13 protein-coding genes are annotated in these 16,404 nt (G+C 67.5%); 6 read left to right on the top strand and 7 right to left on the bottom strand.

Annotated elements, in window-relative coordinates; all coding sequences use genetic code 11:
* Nucleotides 1–7: 7 nt before the first annotated feature.
* The 7 genes from N825_RS21205 to N825_RS21175 are packed head-to-tail and all read right to left on the bottom strand — an operon-like array spanning nucleotide 8 to nucleotide 8,425.
* Nucleotides 8–973: a phosphotransferase gene (locus tag N825_RS21205; RefSeq protein ID WP_037456710.1), complete on the bottom strand. Its 966-nt coding sequence runs from the start codon at nucleotides 971–973 to the stop codon at nucleotides 8–10.
* Nucleotides 970–2,265: a Zn-dependent hydrolase gene (locus N825_RS21200; RefSeq protein ID WP_037456709.1), complete on the bottom strand. Its 1,296-nt coding sequence runs from the start codon at nucleotides 2,263–2,265 to the stop codon at nucleotides 970–972. Before N825_RS21200 ends, N825_RS21205 begins: the two co-directional genes overlap by 4 nt.
* The gene (locus N825_RS21195) at nucleotides 2,258–3,019 is read right to left on the bottom strand and encodes a DeoR/GlpR family DNA-binding transcription regulator (protein WP_037456707.1); all 762 of its coding nucleotides are present in this window, start codon (nucleotides 3,017–3,019) and stop codon (nucleotides 2,258–2,260) included. Before N825_RS21195 ends, N825_RS21200 begins: the two co-directional genes overlap by 8 nt.
* Nucleotides 3,016–4,923, bottom strand: coding sequence for an ABC transporter ATP-binding protein (locus N825_RS21190; protein WP_084164939.1), 1,908 nt, complete (start codon nucleotides 4,921–4,923; stop codon nucleotides 3,016–3,018). Before N825_RS21190 ends, N825_RS21195 begins: the two co-directional genes overlap by 4 nt.
* Nucleotides 4,920–5,843, bottom strand: a complete 924-nt coding sequence (locus N825_RS21185; protein ID WP_037456704.1) for an ABC transporter permease — start codon at nucleotides 5,841–5,843, stop codon at nucleotides 4,920–4,922. The genes N825_RS21190 and N825_RS21185 overlap by 4 nt, the downstream gene beginning before the upstream one ends.
* A 13-nt stretch (nucleotides 5,844–5,856) precedes the next feature.
* Complete coding sequence (locus tag N825_RS21180) at nucleotides 5,857–6,837, bottom strand: ABC transporter permease (protein ID WP_037456701.1); 981 nt, start codon at nucleotides 6,835–6,837, stop codon at nucleotides 5,857–5,859.
* Nucleotides 6,838–6,841: 4 nt separating this feature from the next.
* A complete protein-coding gene (locus N825_RS21175; protein WP_037456700.1) occupies nucleotides 6,842–8,425 on the bottom strand; it encodes an ABC transporter substrate-binding protein in 1,584 nt (527 codons plus the stop codon).
* 268 nt (nucleotides 8,426–8,693) lie between these two features.
* Between N825_RS21175 and N825_RS21170 the strand changes: the two genes are divergently transcribed.
* The 6 genes from N825_RS21170 to N825_RS21145 all read left to right on the top strand — a co-directional run bounded on the left by N825_RS21170 (nucleotide 8,694) and on the right by N825_RS21145 (nucleotide 16,157).
* Complete coding sequence (locus N825_RS21170; protein WP_037456698.1) at nucleotides 8,694–9,884, top strand: NnrS family protein; 1,191 nt, start codon at nucleotides 8,694–8,696, stop codon at nucleotides 9,882–9,884.
* A 76-nt stretch (nucleotides 9,885–9,960) separates the two neighbouring features.
* Nucleotides 9,961–10,671, top strand: coding sequence for a Crp/Fnr family transcriptional regulator (locus tag N825_RS21165; protein WP_051512711.1), 711 nt, complete (start codon nucleotides 9,961–9,963; stop codon nucleotides 10,669–10,671).
* Nucleotides 10,672–10,801: 130 nt separating this feature from the next.
* The gene (locus N825_RS21160; protein WP_051512710.1) at nucleotides 10,802–12,055 is read left to right on the top strand and encodes a paraquat-inducible protein A; all 1,254 of its coding nucleotides are present in this window, start codon (nucleotides 10,802–10,804) and stop codon (nucleotides 12,053–12,055) included.
* Between the two features lie 3 nt (nucleotides 12,056–12,058).
* On the top strand, nucleotides 12,059–13,750 hold the full coding sequence (locus N825_RS21155; RefSeq protein ID WP_063833894.1) for a PqiB family protein: 1,692 nt from the start codon (nucleotides 12,059–12,061) through the stop codon (nucleotides 13,748–13,750).
* Between the two features lie 2 nt (nucleotides 13,751–13,752).
* Nucleotides 13,753–14,352 (top strand): PqiC family protein, encoded by a 600-nt coding sequence (locus N825_RS21150; protein WP_245613190.1) that lies wholly within the window; start codon nucleotides 13,753–13,755, stop codon nucleotides 14,350–14,352.
* A gap of 89 nt (nucleotides 14,353–14,441) precedes the next feature.
* On the top strand, nucleotides 14,442–16,157 hold the full coding sequence (locus N825_RS21145; RefSeq protein ID WP_037456692.1) for an IlvD/Edd family dehydratase: 1,716 nt from the start codon (nucleotides 14,442–14,444) through the stop codon (nucleotides 16,155–16,157).
* Nucleotides 16,158–16,404 lie beyond the last annotated feature (247 nt).

The following is a 16,404-nucleotide window of genomic DNA, read 5'->3' as shown; positions in this document are numbered from 1 at the left end:
AACTCCGTCAGATCGAGCGGATGAGACCCTCGAAGTCGGGGCGTCCGACCAGCGAGCGGCAGCGCAGCAGCCGCCATTCGGCGAATTTCAGGAATTCCAGGCTCCGGCGCGGCGAGAGCTGGTCAAGGACGAGGCTTCGGAGCGCCCAATAGAGGTCGTCGGCCGCGGCATATAGACGGCAGCGGGCGAACAACGGGTCATCGAACCGGCCCTCGTGCATCTCCAGCAGCGGCTTCATCTCGTCGTCGAACTGGCACAGCTCGTTCATCAGGATGCCAAGCTGGTAATAGGGATCGACATTGGCCGCCATGTCGAAATCCACCAAACGCAGCGCCCCGACGGGGCCGATCATCACGTTGGAGGATTGGGGATCGCCATGTGCCGGCCTGAGGTCGATGCCGGACGCCGCCAACGCGCTCCCAATGGAGTCCACCGTCGCGAACAGCCGGCTGGCGTCGTCCGGCAGGCGGACCTTCGTGGTGGCGAGAACGCCGCGCAAATCCCCGATGCCGTCGAACACGCTCCAGTCGCGCGCCAGCGCCGGACCGGCGCCGATCGATCTCTGCATCTCCACTAGCCTCGCGGGATTGCCGCCGCTCCGGAGATCGTCGATCCGGGCGGCGCGCCAGCCCTCGCCCAGCAGCTCGAACAGGATAGCCCCCTGTTCCGGGAAGGCCGCGACCGGTTTGGGAGCCAAGCCAAGCCCGTGGATCGTTCGGGCGGCGGCGAGGCTGGCCGCCTGGTCGATCAGGCCCGATATCTCGGCGACGGTCACCTTGAGCAGGTACGCCGGGTCCCCGCCGTCCGGGGCCACCAGATAGCTGGCGGACTCGACGCCGTGGTACGAGGGCGAGGCGGCGCCGGGGACCGCCACCCCATAACGCCCCCGCTCCGCGTCGAAGGCGTCCCAGCGGGCCAGCGCCGACTCGGCCAGCCGCTCCTGGGTGTCAGCCGGGCTTCCCAAAGACTTCATTCGCCCCCCTCCTTGCCACCAATCGCCTCCATCCCATCGGATGCCAGTCGGTACAGCATGTCGGTGACCACCTGGGTGCCGAACGCCTGATCCTCCGGCGAGGTGTATTCCGATGGATGGTGGATGACGCCATCCCGGCTGCGCACCGCCAGCACGATGGCGGGGCAGACATCGGACATCGCCACCGCGTCGTGACCGCCGATGGTGTCGAGCGCCCGCGGCGGTTCGCCCCGCGCCGCCGCGCAGTCCGCCGCCAGGGCGATCAGCCCCTCGTCGAAACCGCCCGCCCTGCGCCGGTCGATCGAGCGGACCTCGTGGGTGACCTCCGCCATGGCGCAAGCCCGCTCGACGAAGCCGAGCATGCGTTCCTCCGCCGCCGCCAGGACCTCCGGCGAGCCGGAGCGCAGTTCGATGAACAGCACCGCTTCGGCCGGGACCGTGTTGGGGGAGTTGGGGTAGACCTCCAGCCGTCCGACCGAGGTGTGCAGGTCGAGCCCGTGGTCGGCCACCATCGCCTTGAGGTCGGTGATCAGATAGGCCGCGGCGAGCAGCGCGTCCTTCCGTTCCGCCATCGGCGTCGGCCCCGTGTGGGCTTGGCGGCCGAGGAAGGCCAGCCGGTACTTGGTGGCGCCCCAGAAGCGGGTGAAGGCGCCGAACCGCTGGCCTTCCCTTTCCAGCACCGGAGCCCCCTCGATATGGATCTCGATCAGCGCGTCCGGCACCCCGACGGTATCGGTGCCGGCGTAGCCGATCTCCCTCAGGGCCTCGGCGACGCTGACCCCGGCGCCATCGGTGCGGGCCAGGGCCCAGTCCAGGTCGGCGGCCCCGGCGAAGACGCTGCTGCCGAGCAGGCTCGGCTGGAACCGGGCGCCCTCCTCGTTGGTCCAGTTGACGACGACGAAGTTGCAGGCGGATAGGCGGCCATCGTCCTTGATGCGCTTCGCCACCGACAGCACCGCCTCGCAGGCGGACACCACGCCCAGCGCGCCGTCGAACCGGCCGCCGTTGGGCTGGCTGTCCAGGTGCGAGCCGACCATGATGACCGGCGCGTTCGGCCCGGCGAGGTCGAGCACGCCGAACTGGTTGCCGATCGCGTCGACCTTCTGGACGAAGCCGTTCTCGCCGAACCACGCGCCCAGCCAGTCGCGCGCGGCGCCGTCGGTGCGCGACAGGGTCAGTCGGTTCATCGATCCGTCCGCGCCGCCGCCAAACGCCGAGACGGCCTTCATCATGGCGTCGAGGCGCGCGGCGTCGATCGCCACGGGCGGGTTGGACGAGCTCTTCTCAGGCATTCAGGACTTCCACTTCGGATTGGGAAAAGCGCTCGGCGAAGTCGGGCGCCAAGGGGATGTCGGTGACCAGCACGTCGATCTGGTCGAGGGGAAAGGTGTGGACCGAACCGAGCCGGCCAAACTTGCTGCCGTCCGCCAGCATGATGGATCGCTTGGCCTGGGCACGGGCCGCCCGGCGCAGCACCGCCTCGTCCTCGCCCCGGTCCATGAAGCCGTGCTCGATGTGGACGGTGCCGATACCCATCACGGCCAGGTCGAAGAAATGCTCCCTCAGGCTGGTGACGGTCTCGGGGCCGAACAACGCCTTGTAGTGGGGCGTCAGCCGGCCTCCCAACACGCGGATGTTGGCCTGCGGGTCATCGTAGAAGGCGCCGGCGATGTCGATCGAGTTGGTCAGGATCCTGACGTTCCGGCGCCCGATCATGTGCTGGGCGAAGGCAAGCGTGGTCGTGCCGGTATCGACGAAGATGGTCATGCCGTCCTTCACGAGGGAGGCGGCGATGGCGCCGATCCGGGCCTTCTCGCGGGCGTTGACGCGCAGGCGCTCGACGAAGGGGCGGTCGCCCTTCTGGGTGTCCATGACGGCTCCGCCATAGATCCTCCGGGCGTGGCCGCCCGCCTCCAATTCCTTCAGATCGCGGCGGACCGTCTCCGCGCTGATGGCGAACTTCTCGGACAGGAAACGCACGGTCACCCGCTGCTCCCGCCGCAGTTCATCCAGGATCAGCTGAAGCCGGTGCTCGATGATGCTCATGCCGACTGATACTCCGTCTCCCTCGGCCCCGGCTGACCTCCTGATTGGGAATTGGGCGGGGCCGCTTGCGATGTGACCAGATGGCAGGCGGCGAAGTTCCGGTTGCCGCGCGCCATCAGGCTCGGGCTGATCGTATCGCATTTGTCGAAGGCGAGGGGGCAGCGGGTCTTGAAGCAGCAGCCGGTCGGCAGGTCGATCGGGCTGGGCGGCTCGCCATCCAGCAGGCAGTCCTCCGGCTGGTAGCGGCGGGTCTCCAGCACCGGCATGGCGCTGAGCAGGGCCTTTGTGTAGGGGTGGCCGGGATCGAAGAACAGGCGCTCGTTCTCCGCCAGTTCGACCACGGCGCCCAGATACATCACCGCGACGCGGTTGCAGACCTTCCGCACCATGGCGAGGTCGTGGGAGATGAAGATGTAGGTCAGGTCGTACTCGCGCTGGAGCTTCTGGAACAGGTCGAGCAGCTTGAACTGCTCGGTCTGGTCCAGCGCCGACAGCGTCTCGTCCATGATCAGGATCTCGGGATCGAGCACCAGCGCGCGGGCGACGTTGATCCGCTGGCGCTGGCCGGCGCTCAGCCCCAGCGGCAGTTCCTCGTAAAGCTCGGGCGCCAGGCCGACATCGCCCATCACCTTCAGCACCCGCTCCCGGATCACCTTGCGGTCGCGCCAGCCATGGGCGCGGAGCGGTTCCTCCAGCATCCTGCCAACGGCGGTCCGGGGAGGCAGCGACCCGAACGGGTCTTGCAGCACGAGTTGCAGGCGTTTCCGGAAGTCGAGCAGCCCCTTGCCCCTCAGCTTGCCGATATCGCCGCCGTGGCACAGCAGCTCGCCGGATTCCGGCAATTCCAGCCGGCTGAGAAGCCGCATCAGGGTGGACTTGCCGCAGCCGGACTCGCCGACGATGCCGAAGCTGTCGCCCCGGCGAATGTCGAAGGTGACGTCGCGGACGGCCCGCACCTCGTTAACGCCGGCGAAGCTGTCGCGCTTCTTGACCCGGTAGATCTGCGACACGTCGCGCAGGCTGATCACCACCTCGCGGTCGGAACCGGTTTCCAGGGACTGGGTGGCCTGGGGCTGAGTGGCGGCCCCGCCGCTCCAGATCTTGGGCGTCTGTTCGACCAGATTGACCGTGTAGGCGTGCCGGGGATTGGCGATCAGCGCCTCGGTCGCCTGTTCCTCCACGATCCGGCCCTCGCCCATCACCAGGATGCGCGACGCCGCCTCGCGGGCGACCGGCAGCGAGGAGGAGACGAACAGGACGGCCGTGTCGAAGTCGCGCGCCAGCTCCTTCATCAGGCGGATCACCTGGGCGCCGACCGTCACGTCGAGCGGCTGGGTCACGTTGTCGGCGACCAGCAGCGCGGGATTGGTGATCAGCGCGTCGACGATCAGCGCCCGCTGCATCATGCCGCCGCTGAACTGCGAGGGGTAATCGTGGAAACGGGACTTGGCGGATGGAATGCGAACCGCCTCCAGCAACTCGATCGCGCGACGCTCGGACTCGCGGCGCGACGAGCCCGGCACGACGGCCATCAGCTTCTCGACGATCTGCCGGCCGACCGGCAAGGTCGGGTCGAGCGCCCCCATCGGGTTGGCGCCGACATAGGCGACGCGCCGCCGCAGGCGGCGCATGTCGCCGGCGGCCAAGCCGAGGATGTCGGCGCCCTCGAACCGGACCTCGCCGCCGTCGATCGCCAGGGGCGCCTCCAGCCAATTGACAACGGCCTTGGACAGGACGGTCTTGCCAGCGCCGCTGGCACCCACGATGCCGACGATCTCGCGCGGCATCAGCGTGAACGAGATGTCGTGCAGGATCGGCCGGAAGCCCGCCTGCTGGCGGACGCCGACCGTCAGGCCCCTGACATCCAGGACGGGAAGCGTGGGGGATATCACGGCGGCGGTCATGCCTCGCCTCCATGGATCGAGTTGCGGGCACGCTCCAGCGAGGCTCCGACCAGATTGATGCTGGTCAGGGTCAAGCCCAGGAAGACGCCCGGCATGGTCGCGATCCACCACGCGTTCAGCAGGTATTTGCGGCCATCGGCGATGATGTTGCCGAAGGTCGGCGTCGGCGGCTGCACGCCCAGCCCCAGGAAGCCCAGGATGGATTCGAAGATCATCATGCGGGCGACATCGAGCACGGAGGTGAACAGGATCGGCGGAAGCAGCAGCGGCACCAGCAGCATCAGGATGATCCGAAGGTCGGTGGAGCCGCCCACTTGGGCCGCCCTGACATATTCGCTCCGCCGTTCGGTCATCACGACCGAGCGCATGATGCGGGCGTAGACCGGCCAGTTGGACAGTCCCAGCACCAGGATGATGGCCGGGATGGTCGGGCGCGAGACGCCCAGCACCGAGATCGCCAGGATGATCATGGGGATCGACAGCTGCGCGTCGGTGATCCGCATGATGACCGTGTCGGTCCGGCCGCCGTAATATCCCGCGACGGTGCCAAGCGCGCAGCCTATCGCCAGCGTCACCGCGACCGAGGCGACGCCGATCAGGAACGAGTAGCGCAGCCCCACCAGCGAGCGCACCAGCATGTCGCGGCCGATCTGGTCGGTGCCCAGCGGGTGCGCCCAGCTCCAGTTCGGCCCCAGGAAGACCGGCGGCAGCAGGCGGGCGCGGATGTCCATCTTGGTCGGGTCGATGCCGCTGATCTCCGGATAGAAGATCGCGGCCAGCGCCAGGATCAGGAAGAGCGACACGCCGATCCGGAAGCCCAGCGTGCCCGACGCGCGGTCGAAGACGCGGCGGGGGATCGACCGGGCCAGCAGCTTCAGCTCGGCCGCAGCGGCCAGGGGCGTGGAGGAGACGACTGACATCGGTATTCCAGCCTTAGTATTCGAGTCTGGGGTCGATGGTGGTGGCGACCAGATCGACGACGATGTTGATCACCACGAAGATTGCGCTGGTCACGATCGCGATGCCCTGGATCAGCGGGAAGTCCCGTTGCAGGACGGCGTTGATCGTCAGCAGTCCCAGGCCCGGATAGTCGAAGATGAACTCAACGATGATCACGCCGCCCAGCAGGCTGGAGAACTGCACGCCGAGCAGGTTGAGCAGCGGCACCGACGCGTTGCGGAGCGCATGGTTGGCGACAATGCGGGCGTGACCCAGCCCCCGCACCTTGCCGACCGAGACATAGGACTGGCCCATCTGGCTGGAGACGGAGCTGACCAGGGTCCGGATCAGGACCGGCGACAGCTCGACGGCCAGCACGATGGCGGGCAGGATGGTGTAGGCGAAGCCGTTGTAGCCGATCGCCGGCAGCCAGCCGAGATGGACCGAGAACAGCAGGGCCAACACGATGCCGAGCCAGAAGTTCGGCAGGGAGATGAAGATGGACGAGACGTAGAACGCCACCTTGTCCGGCCATCGTCCAGGCGCCAACCCGCCCGCCACCCCGATGATGGTGGAGAAGACCAGGGCGATGACCAGGGTCACCGCCGCCAGTTGCAGGGTCATCGGCAGCGTCTCGAAGATGAGGTCCGCCACCTTGGCCCGTTCGCCCCGCGTCGCGTCGTTGAAGCTCGACCCGCCCGTCGCGGCACCGTTGGCCGGCCGTACGAAGGACTGGCCGAGATCGCCCTGGACCACGTTGCCCATGTAGCGGCCGAACTGGACGAGGATCGGGTCCCGCAGGCCCATGCTGGTCGCGATCTGCTCGATCAGCGCCTCGGGAGCCATGCCTCCCGCCATCAGGCGGACGGGATCGCCCGGCACCACCCGGAGCAGGGTGAAGATCAGCAGCGAGACCAGGAAGACGATGACGAGGCCTTGGACGAGGCGCCGTGCCAGGAACGCGAGAACGAACATGGGCTCAGGCCATCTTGCGGGAAGCGTCCATCGAGCCGTCCGGATAGATGTAGAGGCCTTCCAGCTCCTTCTTCATGGCGTGGATCATCACCGAGGTGAACAGCGACAGCGCCGGCATCTTGGACGCGATCAGCGGCATGGTCTCGGTCTTCAGGATCTTGCCGCGCTCCTCCAGCGTCGGAGCGCTCCGCTCCTTGTCCAGGCTGGCGTCGATCTCGGCGTCCTCCAGACCGGTGATCCGATGCGAGGTCGAGTGGAAGTGGGTGCGCAGGACCAGATCGGGTTCCGGCGACCCGGTCGACCAGCCGCAATCGACCATGTGGCCGGGACCACCGCCGGGACGGTGGTACAGGCGCTCGTTCCAGGCAGCGGGCTCCAGGACGGTCAGGGTGACGGGGAAACCCTGCTCGGTCAGCATCGCGGTGATGATCTCGCCGTATTCCTTGGTCTTGGGATAGAACCCGACCGAGGTGATGTACTCCAGCTGCGGCAGGCCCTTTCCATTCGGGAAACCAGCCTCGGCGAGCAGGGCCTGGCACTTGTCGGGATCGTAGGCCGGGTAGTTCTCCAGATCGACATAGCCGAACTTGACCGGCGAGACGAAGTTCTCCGACTTGTGGCCTGCGGAGCCGAGCACTTCGAGGATCAGGCTCCTGTCGATCGCGTGGGCAGCCGCCAAACGCAGGCGCGGATCGTTGAAGGGCGGCTTGGAGCAGCGGAACCACAGGTACTTGTTCTCGACCGAGACGACCTTGTTGATGGCGATGGCGGGGTTGCCCTCGATCGAGGTGACCTGCTCGGGCTCCAGCCGCTCGACGATCGAGGCCTGGCCATTCAGCAGCGACAGCATCCGGGTCGTGGAATCCGCGACGAAGCTGAAGTTGATGCCGGGGATGCCGGGCTTGCCCTTGAAATAGCCGTCGAACGCCTCGAGCATGGTGTCGTTGCCGCGCTGGGCGACGAACTTGAATGGCCCCGTGCCGTTGAGCCGCTGCGACAGCGGTCCTCCTGGCCCGGCCGCGATGTCCTTGGCCGACATGATCGGCAGGAAGGCCGCCAGGAAGATGAAGAGGTGGGCGGGATAGCCGCCCTTGGAGGTGTCGACGATGACGGTCAGATCGTCCGGCGTCTCGATCGTCAGGGTTTCGGTTGGTCCCGGATACCATTGGGCGGGGCGGTCCGGCTGGGCGCCGTACTCGAACGTCGCCTTGACGTCCTCCGCCTTGAACGGCTTGCCGTCGTGGAACTTGATGCCGTCGCGCAGGCTGATCTGGAGCCGCGTGGAAGTCAGCAGCTCGATCTTGGTCGCCAGCTCATAGACGACCTCGGACGGGTCGTCCAACCGCATCGGGGTCCGGGTCAGGAATCCCATCACGAAGCCCTCGATGTTCTTCTGTGACAGCGTGGTATGGGCGGTCGGGTCCCAGTTGCCGGTGATGTTCTCGGCCGACAGGAAGCTCATCGGCTTGCCGGATTGGGCGCGCGCCGACGAGATGAGGAAATCCGGATTTATCTGAGCGAAGCCGGCCGCCACGGCCGCCGTGGCGGCACCTTGCATGAAGTGGCGTCGCGTGAGGTTTGAGTCCATGACAGCCCCCAGAAATCGGTCAAAAGCCACAAAGGCCACAAAACAGTCATGGTTAACGTCAGCAAACACCATGCCAACCGGTCAAATCCCACGGACCGGGTGTTTCCTGACGCTCATGGCCGGGGTATGATCAAGGTTTGCGCAGTTTCCTGTTTTGCTGGTGCGGAAATCAGCGTTCGCGCGGATCGACTTGACCACGGTCAAGCCTCCCCCCGTTAATCCAAGCGATGGTGGCGGCCGCAACCCGCCATCACCCGGACATCACGCCATGGCCATGCCCACTCTCGCCAATCCTCACCGGTGCCGCTCGCACACCCTGTTCGCCCTCGGTTTCCGGCCCTTCTACCTGCTGGCCGCCGGACTGGCCGCCGCCTGGATACCGCTCTGGGTCGGTGTCTGGCATGGGCATCTGGAATTGCCGACGGGATTCGGTCCGGTGGCGTGGCACACCCACGAGATGCTGTTCGGGTTCACCGCCGCCGTGCTGGTGGGATTCCTGCTGACCGCCATTCCGAACTGGACCGGCCGCCCAACCGTGACCAGCGCGCCGCTCGGCGGGTTGGCCGCCCTTTGGCTGGTCGGCCGCGTCGCGATGCTGACCGGCGGCGCCTTGCCGTGGCAGGCGGTGGCGCTGGTCGATAGCGCCTTCCTGCCGCTGGCGGCGCTCGCCATGCTGCCGCCGCTGGTGGCGGCGGGCAACAAGCGCAACATCGCCTTCCCCTTCGTGCTGATCGGCTTGGGGGCGGCGAACTTGGCGCTGCACCTGGACGCCGCCGGCGTCATCGCCGCCGGGCCCGAGGTGACGCGTGGCGTGCTGGGCATCCTGACGCTGATCCTCGTCGTGATGGGTGGGCGGGTGATCCCGTTCTTCACCCGCAACCGCCTGCCCGCCGCCGGGGCCGGCACCGACAAGCGGCTGGACAAGCTGGCGATCCTGGCGACGGCGCTGGCGGTGGTCCTGTCGGTGGCCGCACCCATGACCATGATGAGCGGCTTGGCGGCGCTGGCCGCCGCCGTGGCGCTGACCGCCCGCGCGCTGCCCTGGAAGCCCTGGGCGACGCGCGGGGTCCCGATGCTATGGGTGCTCCACGCCGGTCACGCCTGGATCGCCGCGGCGCTGCTGCTGCGGGCGGCGGCTGATTTGGGTTTCACCCTCCCCGGCAGCGCCGCCGACCACGCCTTCACCATCGGCGGCATCGGCGTGCTGACACTGGGCATGATGGCCCGCACGGCGCGCGGCCACACCGGGCGTCCGATCGAGGCCACCCGCCTGATGACCGCGGCCTTCGCCATCCTCAACCTCGCGGCGCTGGTCCGGGTCCTGGGTCCCATGGTCGCCCCGGACGCTCCCGGCGTGATCGGGGTTTCCGGGGTGCTGTGGGCGCTGGCCTTCACGCTCTACCTGATCGAATACACTCCGATCTTGACCAACGCCCGGATCGACGGCCGGCCGGGCTGAAAACGAGGTCGAATCCATCTCGGGATCCTATGCTATAAGCGGGACATACCAGCCGACCCATCCCACTGGGAGCAGCATGCCCGCCCAACTCGCCGATCTGTCACCCCACGACGCGGCGCTGTTACGGGAACTGCCGCTGTTCCAGCAGCTGGCCGAACCAGCGCTGGAAGCCCTGCTGGCCACCGCCACGGTCCGCTCGGTCGAGCGCGGGACCGACCTGTTCGTCCAGGGCGACCCGGCGGACAGGTTCTTCATCCTGCTGGAGGGCTGGGTCAAGCTGTACCGGCTCAACCGCGACGGGGCGGAGGCCGTGGTGACCATGGTCCACGCCGGCGAGAGCTTCGCCGACGCCGCCATGTTCGCCCAGGGGAATTTTCCGGTCTGCGCCCAAGCGGTGACCGACCTGCGCGTGCTGTCGATCACCTCGCAGGCCTTCGCCCGCTGCGTCCAGTCCGATGTCAAGACGGCCTTCGCCATGCTGGGATCGCTGTCGATGCGGCTGCGAACCCTGGTGGGGCAGATCGAGCGGTTGCAGGTCCAGTCCGCTCCCCAGCGGGTGGGCGGCTTCCTGTTGAGCCTGTGCCCGCCCGGTCCCGGCGGGGCGTCGTTCACGCTGCCCTTGGAGAAATCGCTGGTCGCGCGCCGGCTCGGCATCCAGCCCGAGACGTTCTCGCGCGCTCTCGCCAAGCTCCGCCCGATCGGTGTCGAGGTCCATGGCGCCGAGGTGGCGGTGTCGGACATCGACGCGCTACGCGGGTTCTGCCAGGAGGACCCGCCCGAGGAGTGAGGGCCAAAAGGGTCCAGGCTCCGGAACCAGACTTTCGAAAGGGTTGGCACCAGCGGCGCCGCTATTACGTTCATGCCCGGGGCGTCTATTCCTTTATAGTCGCCCCGGTGAACGTGACGGGGCCACTTCGATGCCGACCCATACCCATTCCGTCGCGGCGGGACGGCCGCTCGTGGCCTGTCCCGACTGCGACTTGCTCCACGCCCTGCCGGACATGCGCGGCGGCGAGAAGGCCGTCTGCGCGCGGTGCGGATCGGAGCTTCGCGCCAATCAGGTCCATGGGATCCAGCGCGCGGCGGCCCTGTCGGTCGCGGCGCTGATCCTGCTGGCGGTCGCGACCCTGTTCCCCCTGCTGGTGTTCGAGTTGGAGGGCCGCGAGCAGCCCGGCGGCATCCTGAGCGCCGCCGAGGCACTGTGGAACGTGGGATATCCCATCCTGGCGGCGCTGGTGTTCTTCACCGTGCTGGCGGCGCCGCTGATGAAGATCCTGGCGACGCTCTACGTCACGGTGCCGCTCCTGCTGGGCCACCCCGCCCCCGGCACCGCGTCCGTCTTCCGCTTGCTGGACCACCTCAAGCCCTGGGCGATGGTCGAGGTCTTCCTGCTGGGCCTGATCGTGGCCTATGTCAAACTGTCCGACATCGCGACGGTCGAGATCGGACCGTCGCTGGTGGCGCTGGTCGGATTGATGGTGACGATGACCTGGGCCGAGGCCTCGCTGGACTCCTACGACGTGTGGGACCGGCTGTCGCCGCAGCGGCGATCCGGCGACCCGACGGGTGTCGCTCCGGAACGCCTCGTTCGCTGCCATGCCTGCGCCCAGCTGTCCACCGAGGAACACCTGCCCTGCCCGCGCTGCGGTGCCGCGCTGCACCATCGCAAACCCCACAGCTTCCACCGCACGGCGGCGCTCGCCGTGTCGGCGGCGATCCTGTACATCCCGGCCAACATGCTGCCGATCATGACCGTGGTCTATTTCGGCTCGGGCGAGCCCGACACCATCCTGTCCGGCGTCGAGACCTTGATCGCGTCCGGGATGCTGCCAATCGCGCTGCTGGTGTTCGTCGCCAGCATCGCCGTGCCGGTGCTGAAACTGATGGGACTTGGCTACCTTCTGCTATCGGTCAGGCGCGGCTCGGCGACCCGCTTGCGGGACAGGACGCGGCTATACCGCCTGATCGAGGGCGTCGGCCGCTGGTCGATGGTCGACATCTTCATGATTTCCCTTTTAACGGCGCTGGTCCAACTGGGCGCCATCGCCACGGTCCAGGCGGAACCCGGAGCCGTCGCCTTCGCCATGGTGGTCATCGTGACCATGCGGGCGTCCCACGCCTTCGATCCGCGGCTGATGTGGGACGCCGCCGCCACCCGACAGGAGACTTGAGTTTTGACTGACAGAAACCGGGATGGTGGCACGGTCACCCCGGCGGCGGAGCCCGTGCGCCAGCGGCGCACCCTGCCCCTGATCTGGATCGTGCCCCTGGTGGCGGCGGTGATCGGCGGCTGGCTGATCTGGACCACCGTGAGCGATCGCGGCCCGATGGTGACGATCACCTTCGAAACCGCCGAGGGCATCGAGGCCGGCAAGACCAAGGTCAAGTACAAGGCGGTCGATGTCGGCACGGTCGAGAGCGTGACCGTCTCCGAGGATCTGGGCCATGTCGTGGTTACCGCCAGGATGGTCAAGCAGGCGGCGGCCTATCTGACCACCGGCAGCCGCTTCTGGGTCGTCAAGCCCCGGTTGGGCAGCGGCGGGGTGTCGGGGCTGACGACGATCGTCTCCGGCTCCTATATCGGGATCGACCCCGGCTCCGGCGAGGGCGAGACCAGCTTCACCGGCCTGGAGGAGCCGCCGCTGGTGCAGACCAACACGCCCGGCCGGCGCTTCCTGCTGACCTCCACCCGCCTGGGCGGCTTGGCGCCGGGCGTGCCGATCTATTACGCCGGTATCCAGGTCGGCGAGGTCCTTGGATATGAGTTCACCGAGAATTGGAGCGAGCTTCACATCCCGGTGTTCGTCCATGCCCCGTACGACAAGCTGGTGCGGCCGAACAGCCGTTTCTGGAACACCAGCGGCATCGAGGTTTCCTATGGTCCCGATGGGCCGGCGCTGTCGATCGAATCGCTCCAGACCCTGGTGACGGGTGGCGTCGCCTTCGACACCCCCGGCATCGAGAACCCGAGCGCGTCTGCCGAGGAGGGCACCAGCTATCCGCTGTTCGCCAACCAGCGCAGCGTCGAGGCGTCGCGCTACACCCGCAAGCTGCCGTTCCTGGCCCATTTCGACGGTTCTGTGCGCGGCTTGCGGCCGGGATCGCCGGTCGAGTTCCGCGGCATCCGCATCGGTCAGGTGACCGACGTCAAGCTGGCCTGGGACCAGGCCAGCAACAGCGTCCGCATTCCGGTCACCTTCGAGATCGAGCCGGAGCGGATCGATTCCGCCCCGGTGCCCTCCGATCCCGCGGAGGCGTCCGCCGACTACGCCCGGGTCGACGAGCTGGTCCGGCGCGGCCTGCGCGCCCAGGTCCAGACCGGCAACATCCTGACCGGCGAGCTGGTGGTGGCGCTCGACCTGTTCCCCGGATCACCCCAGACCTCGCTGGATACCGCCGGGCCGATCCCGGAACTGCCGACCGAGCCCAACGTGCTGGACACCGCCACCCGGTCTCTGACCGGGCTGATGGAGTCGCTTTCCAAGGCGCCGATCGGCGAGACCGTCGAGGAATTGCGGGCGGCGGTCCACGCCGCCGGAACCCTGCTCGGCGGCCCGGAGACGGCGCGGGCGGTGGCGTCGCTCAGCAGCACGATGGTGGAGTTGGACAAGACCATGCGGACAGTCAGCGGCGAGGCGGCACCCATGATCCGGGCGCTGCGCCAAGCCTCCGAAAGCGTCGCCGCCATCGGCACCGAGGCCGAGGCCACCCTGAAATCGACCAACCGGGTGATCGGCTCGGCGGCGCCCGTCATCCAGGACATGAATGGCCTGATGCGGGAGCTCGCCACGGCGGCCCGGTCGATCCGGGTGTTCGCCGACTATCTCGAACGCCATCCCGAAGCCCTGATCCAAGGCAAACGATGAAGATGACGAAACTCTCCACTGTCCCGCTAGCCCGTCCTCTGGCTTCCCTGTTCGCGCTGCTGCTGGTCGCCGGCTGTGCCGGGTCGCAGCCCAGCCGCCTGTACACCCTGACGGCGGCCCCGCCGCGTCCGCCCGCCGTGGCGACCAAGCCAAGCCGGGTGATCGGCTTGGAGAGCGTCGGAGTGCCGGACTATCTGCGCCGGCCCGAGATCGTGACACGGACCTCCGCCAACCAGTTGAAGGCCCTGGAATTCGACCGCTGGGGCGGCACGCTGGAGCTGATGATCAACCAGACCCTGCTGCGCAACCTGAACGCCACGATGCCCGGCGCCGAGGTGCTCCAGATGCCGGTCCGGATGGATCTGTCGCCGACCAACACGGTGGAGATCGACCTGGACCGCTTCGAGGCGGAGGAGGCGGGACAGGCCGTGCTGGAAGCCCGGTGGCGCATCTATACCGGCGACCGCCGCCCGCTCCGCTTCGGCAGGACGGCGGTCGCCAAGCCGGTTTCGACCCCGCTGGACCCGGATCAGGTCGCGGCGGCCCTCAGCTTGGCGTTGGCCGACCTGGCGACCGACATCGCCGGCGCGCTCCAGAAGTAGGCGTGGCTTCGGGGATTGACCCGCGTCAGGTCGGCGTTCCACAGTGGGTCGAAGGACGCTTCGGCCCGTGAAACTTGGAAGTCGCTGATATGACGCGTAAACTACGGTCGCAGGCTTGGTTCGGAGGCGACAGCAAGGACAGCTTCATCCACCGCAGCTGGATGAAGAATGGCGGCTTGCCGGACGATACCTTCGACGGACGACCGGTCATCGGAATCTGCAACACCTTCTCCGAACTAACGCCGTGCAACGCCCATTTCAGGCAACTGATCGAGCATATCAAGAAGGGCGTGCTCGAGGCCGGCGGCGTGCCGTTCGAATTTCCCGTGCTGTCCTGCGGCGAGTCGAACATGCGCCCCACCGCGATGCTCTTCCGCAACTTGGCCTCCATGGATGTCGAGGAGTCGATCCGCGCCAACCCGATCGACGGGGTCGTGCTGATGGCGGGCTGCGACAAGACAACTCCGTCGCTGCTGATGGGAGCGGCGAGTTGCGACCTGCCCAGCATCGTCATCTCGGGCGGTCCGATGCTGAACGGCAAGTTCCGCGGCCAGGATATCGGATCGGGCACCGATGTCTGGCGCTTCTCGGAGGAGGTGCGGGCCGGCGTCATGAGCCGGGCGGACTTCCTCGCCGCCGAGAACGCCATGTCCAGATCGCCCGGCCATTGCATGACGATGGGCACGGCCTCGACCATGGCGTCGATGGCCGAGGCGCTGGGCGTCGCCTTGCCCGGCAACGCCGCCTATCCGGCGGTCGACGCCCATCGCGCGCGGCTGGCGCGCATGACCGGCCGCCGCATCGTCGGCATGGTCGACGAGGATCTACGCTTGTCCCACATCCTGACGCGCGACGCCTTCGCCAACGCGGTCAAGGTAAACGGCGCGATCGGTGGCTCGACCAACGCCGTCGTGCATCTGCTCGCCATCGCGGGGCGCGTCGGGACCGAGTTCACCCTCGACGACTGGGACCGCTGGGGCCAGGGCGTCCCGACCATCCTCAACCTGATGCCGTCGGGCCGCTACCTGATGGAGGACTTCTGCTACGCGGGCGGGCTGCCGGCGCTGATGAAGGAGATCGCCGGCCTGCTGAAGCTGGACGCGCCGACGGTTTCCGGCCGGACGGTCGGCGAGAACATCGAAGCGGCGGAGAACTTCAATCCCGATGTCATCCGTCCCATGGCCCAGGCGCTGGTGGCGGAGGGCGGCATCGCGGTCTTGAAGGGAAACCTCGCCCCGGATGGCGCGATCATCAAGCCGTCGGCGGCCTCGCCCCACCTGATGCGCCACGAGGGGCGCGCGGTCGTCTTCGACACCATCGAGGACTACAAGAGGAAGGTCGACGATCCGGATCTCGACATCGATGAGACCTGTGTCATGGTGCTCCGCAACTGCGGGCCGAAGGGCTATCCCGGCATGGCCGAGGTCGGTAACATGGCGCTGCCGCGCAAGCTGCTGGAGAAGGGTGTCCGCGATATGGTGCGGATATCAGACGCCCGGATGTCGGGAACCGCGTTTGGGACGGTGATCCTCCACACGGCGCCGGAAGCGGCGATCGGCGGCACGCTGGCCCTGGTGGCCGACGGCGACATCATCGCGGTCGATGTCGCGGCCCGCACCATCCATCTCCGCGTCTCCGACGAGGAACTGGAGCGGCGGCGGCGGGATTGGCGACCCCCGGTTCCAGCGATGAAGGGCGGTTATCAGAGCCTCTACGTCGAGCGCACGCTCCAAGCCGACCGGGGCGCCGACCTCGATTTCCTGGTTGGCTGCCGAGGGCACGAGATCCCCCGGGAAAGTCACTGATCACGCCGAGATGCTGGCGGCGGCGCTTCCGGGCCTTCGATCCGGTCACCTCCCTGCCTATCGTCATGCCCCCGCCAGCATCCACGTCGGAAAGGCCTAAGACTAATTGTCCTTTATAAAGTGTTAATTTTATCTTTATCAGCTGAAACTTTTCCGGCAGTATCTCTCCAACGCGACAACGAAAGCGGCAGGCTCCAGCGCTTCGGAACATGCCCTGGTTCGATGATGAACGCTTTCGATAGCAACG

Source organism: Skermanella stibiiresistens SB22 (assembly GCF_000576635.1).
GTDB lineage: Bacteria > Pseudomonadota > Alphaproteobacteria > Azospirillales > Azospirillaceae > Skermanella > Skermanella stibiiresistens.
Note: the sequence above shows the minus strand (reverse complement) of the source record. Positions and strands in the feature narration are given on the sequence as shown.

What these genes read in the sequence shown, in the direction of transcription:
- N825_RS21145 (WP_037456692.1), top strand. Translation starts at nt 14,442, where the DNA reads ATGACGCGTAAACTACGGTCGCAGGCTTGGTTCGGAGGCGACAGCAAG.
- N825_RS21195 (WP_037456707.1), bottom strand. Translation starts at nt 3,019, where the DNA reads ATGAGCATCATCGAGCACCGGCTTCAGCTGATCCTGGATGAACTGCGG.
- N825_RS21150 (WP_245613190.1), top strand. Translation starts at nt 13,753, where the DNA reads ATGACGAAACTCTCCACTGTCCCGCTAGCCCGTCCTCTGGCTTCCCTG.
- N825_RS21190 (WP_084164939.1), bottom strand. Translation starts at nt 4,923, where the DNA reads ATGACCGCCGCCGTGATATCCCCCACGCTTCCCGTCCTGGATGTCAGG.
- N825_RS21185 (WP_037456704.1), bottom strand. Translation starts at nt 5,843, where the DNA reads ATGTCAGTCGTCTCCTCCACGCCCCTGGCCGCTGCGGCCGAGCTGAAG.
- N825_RS21165 (WP_051512711.1), top strand. Translation starts at nt 9,961, where the DNA reads ATGCCCGCCCAACTCGCCGATCTGTCACCCCACGACGCGGCGCTGTTA.
- N825_RS21160 (WP_051512710.1), top strand. Translation starts at nt 10,802, where the DNA reads ATGCCGACCCATACCCATTCCGTCGCGGCGGGACGGCCGCTCGTGGCC.
- N825_RS21170 (WP_037456698.1), top strand. Translation starts at nt 8,694, where the DNA reads ATGGCCATGCCCACTCTCGCCAATCCTCACCGGTGCCGCTCGCACACC.
- N825_RS21205 (WP_037456710.1), bottom strand. Translation starts at nt 973, where the DNA reads ATGAAGTCTTTGGGAAGCCCGGCTGACACCCAGGAGCGGCTGGCCGAG.
- N825_RS21180 (WP_037456701.1), bottom strand. Translation starts at nt 6,837, where the DNA reads ATGTTCGTTCTCGCGTTCCTGGCACGGCGCCTCGTCCAAGGCCTCGTC.
- N825_RS21175 (WP_037456700.1), bottom strand. Translation starts at nt 8,425, where the DNA reads ATGGACTCAAACCTCACGCGACGCCACTTCATGCAAGGTGCCGCCACG.
- N825_RS21200 (WP_037456709.1), bottom strand. Translation starts at nt 2,265, where the DNA reads ATGCCTGAGAAGAGCTCGTCCAACCCGCCCGTGGCGATCGACGCCGCG.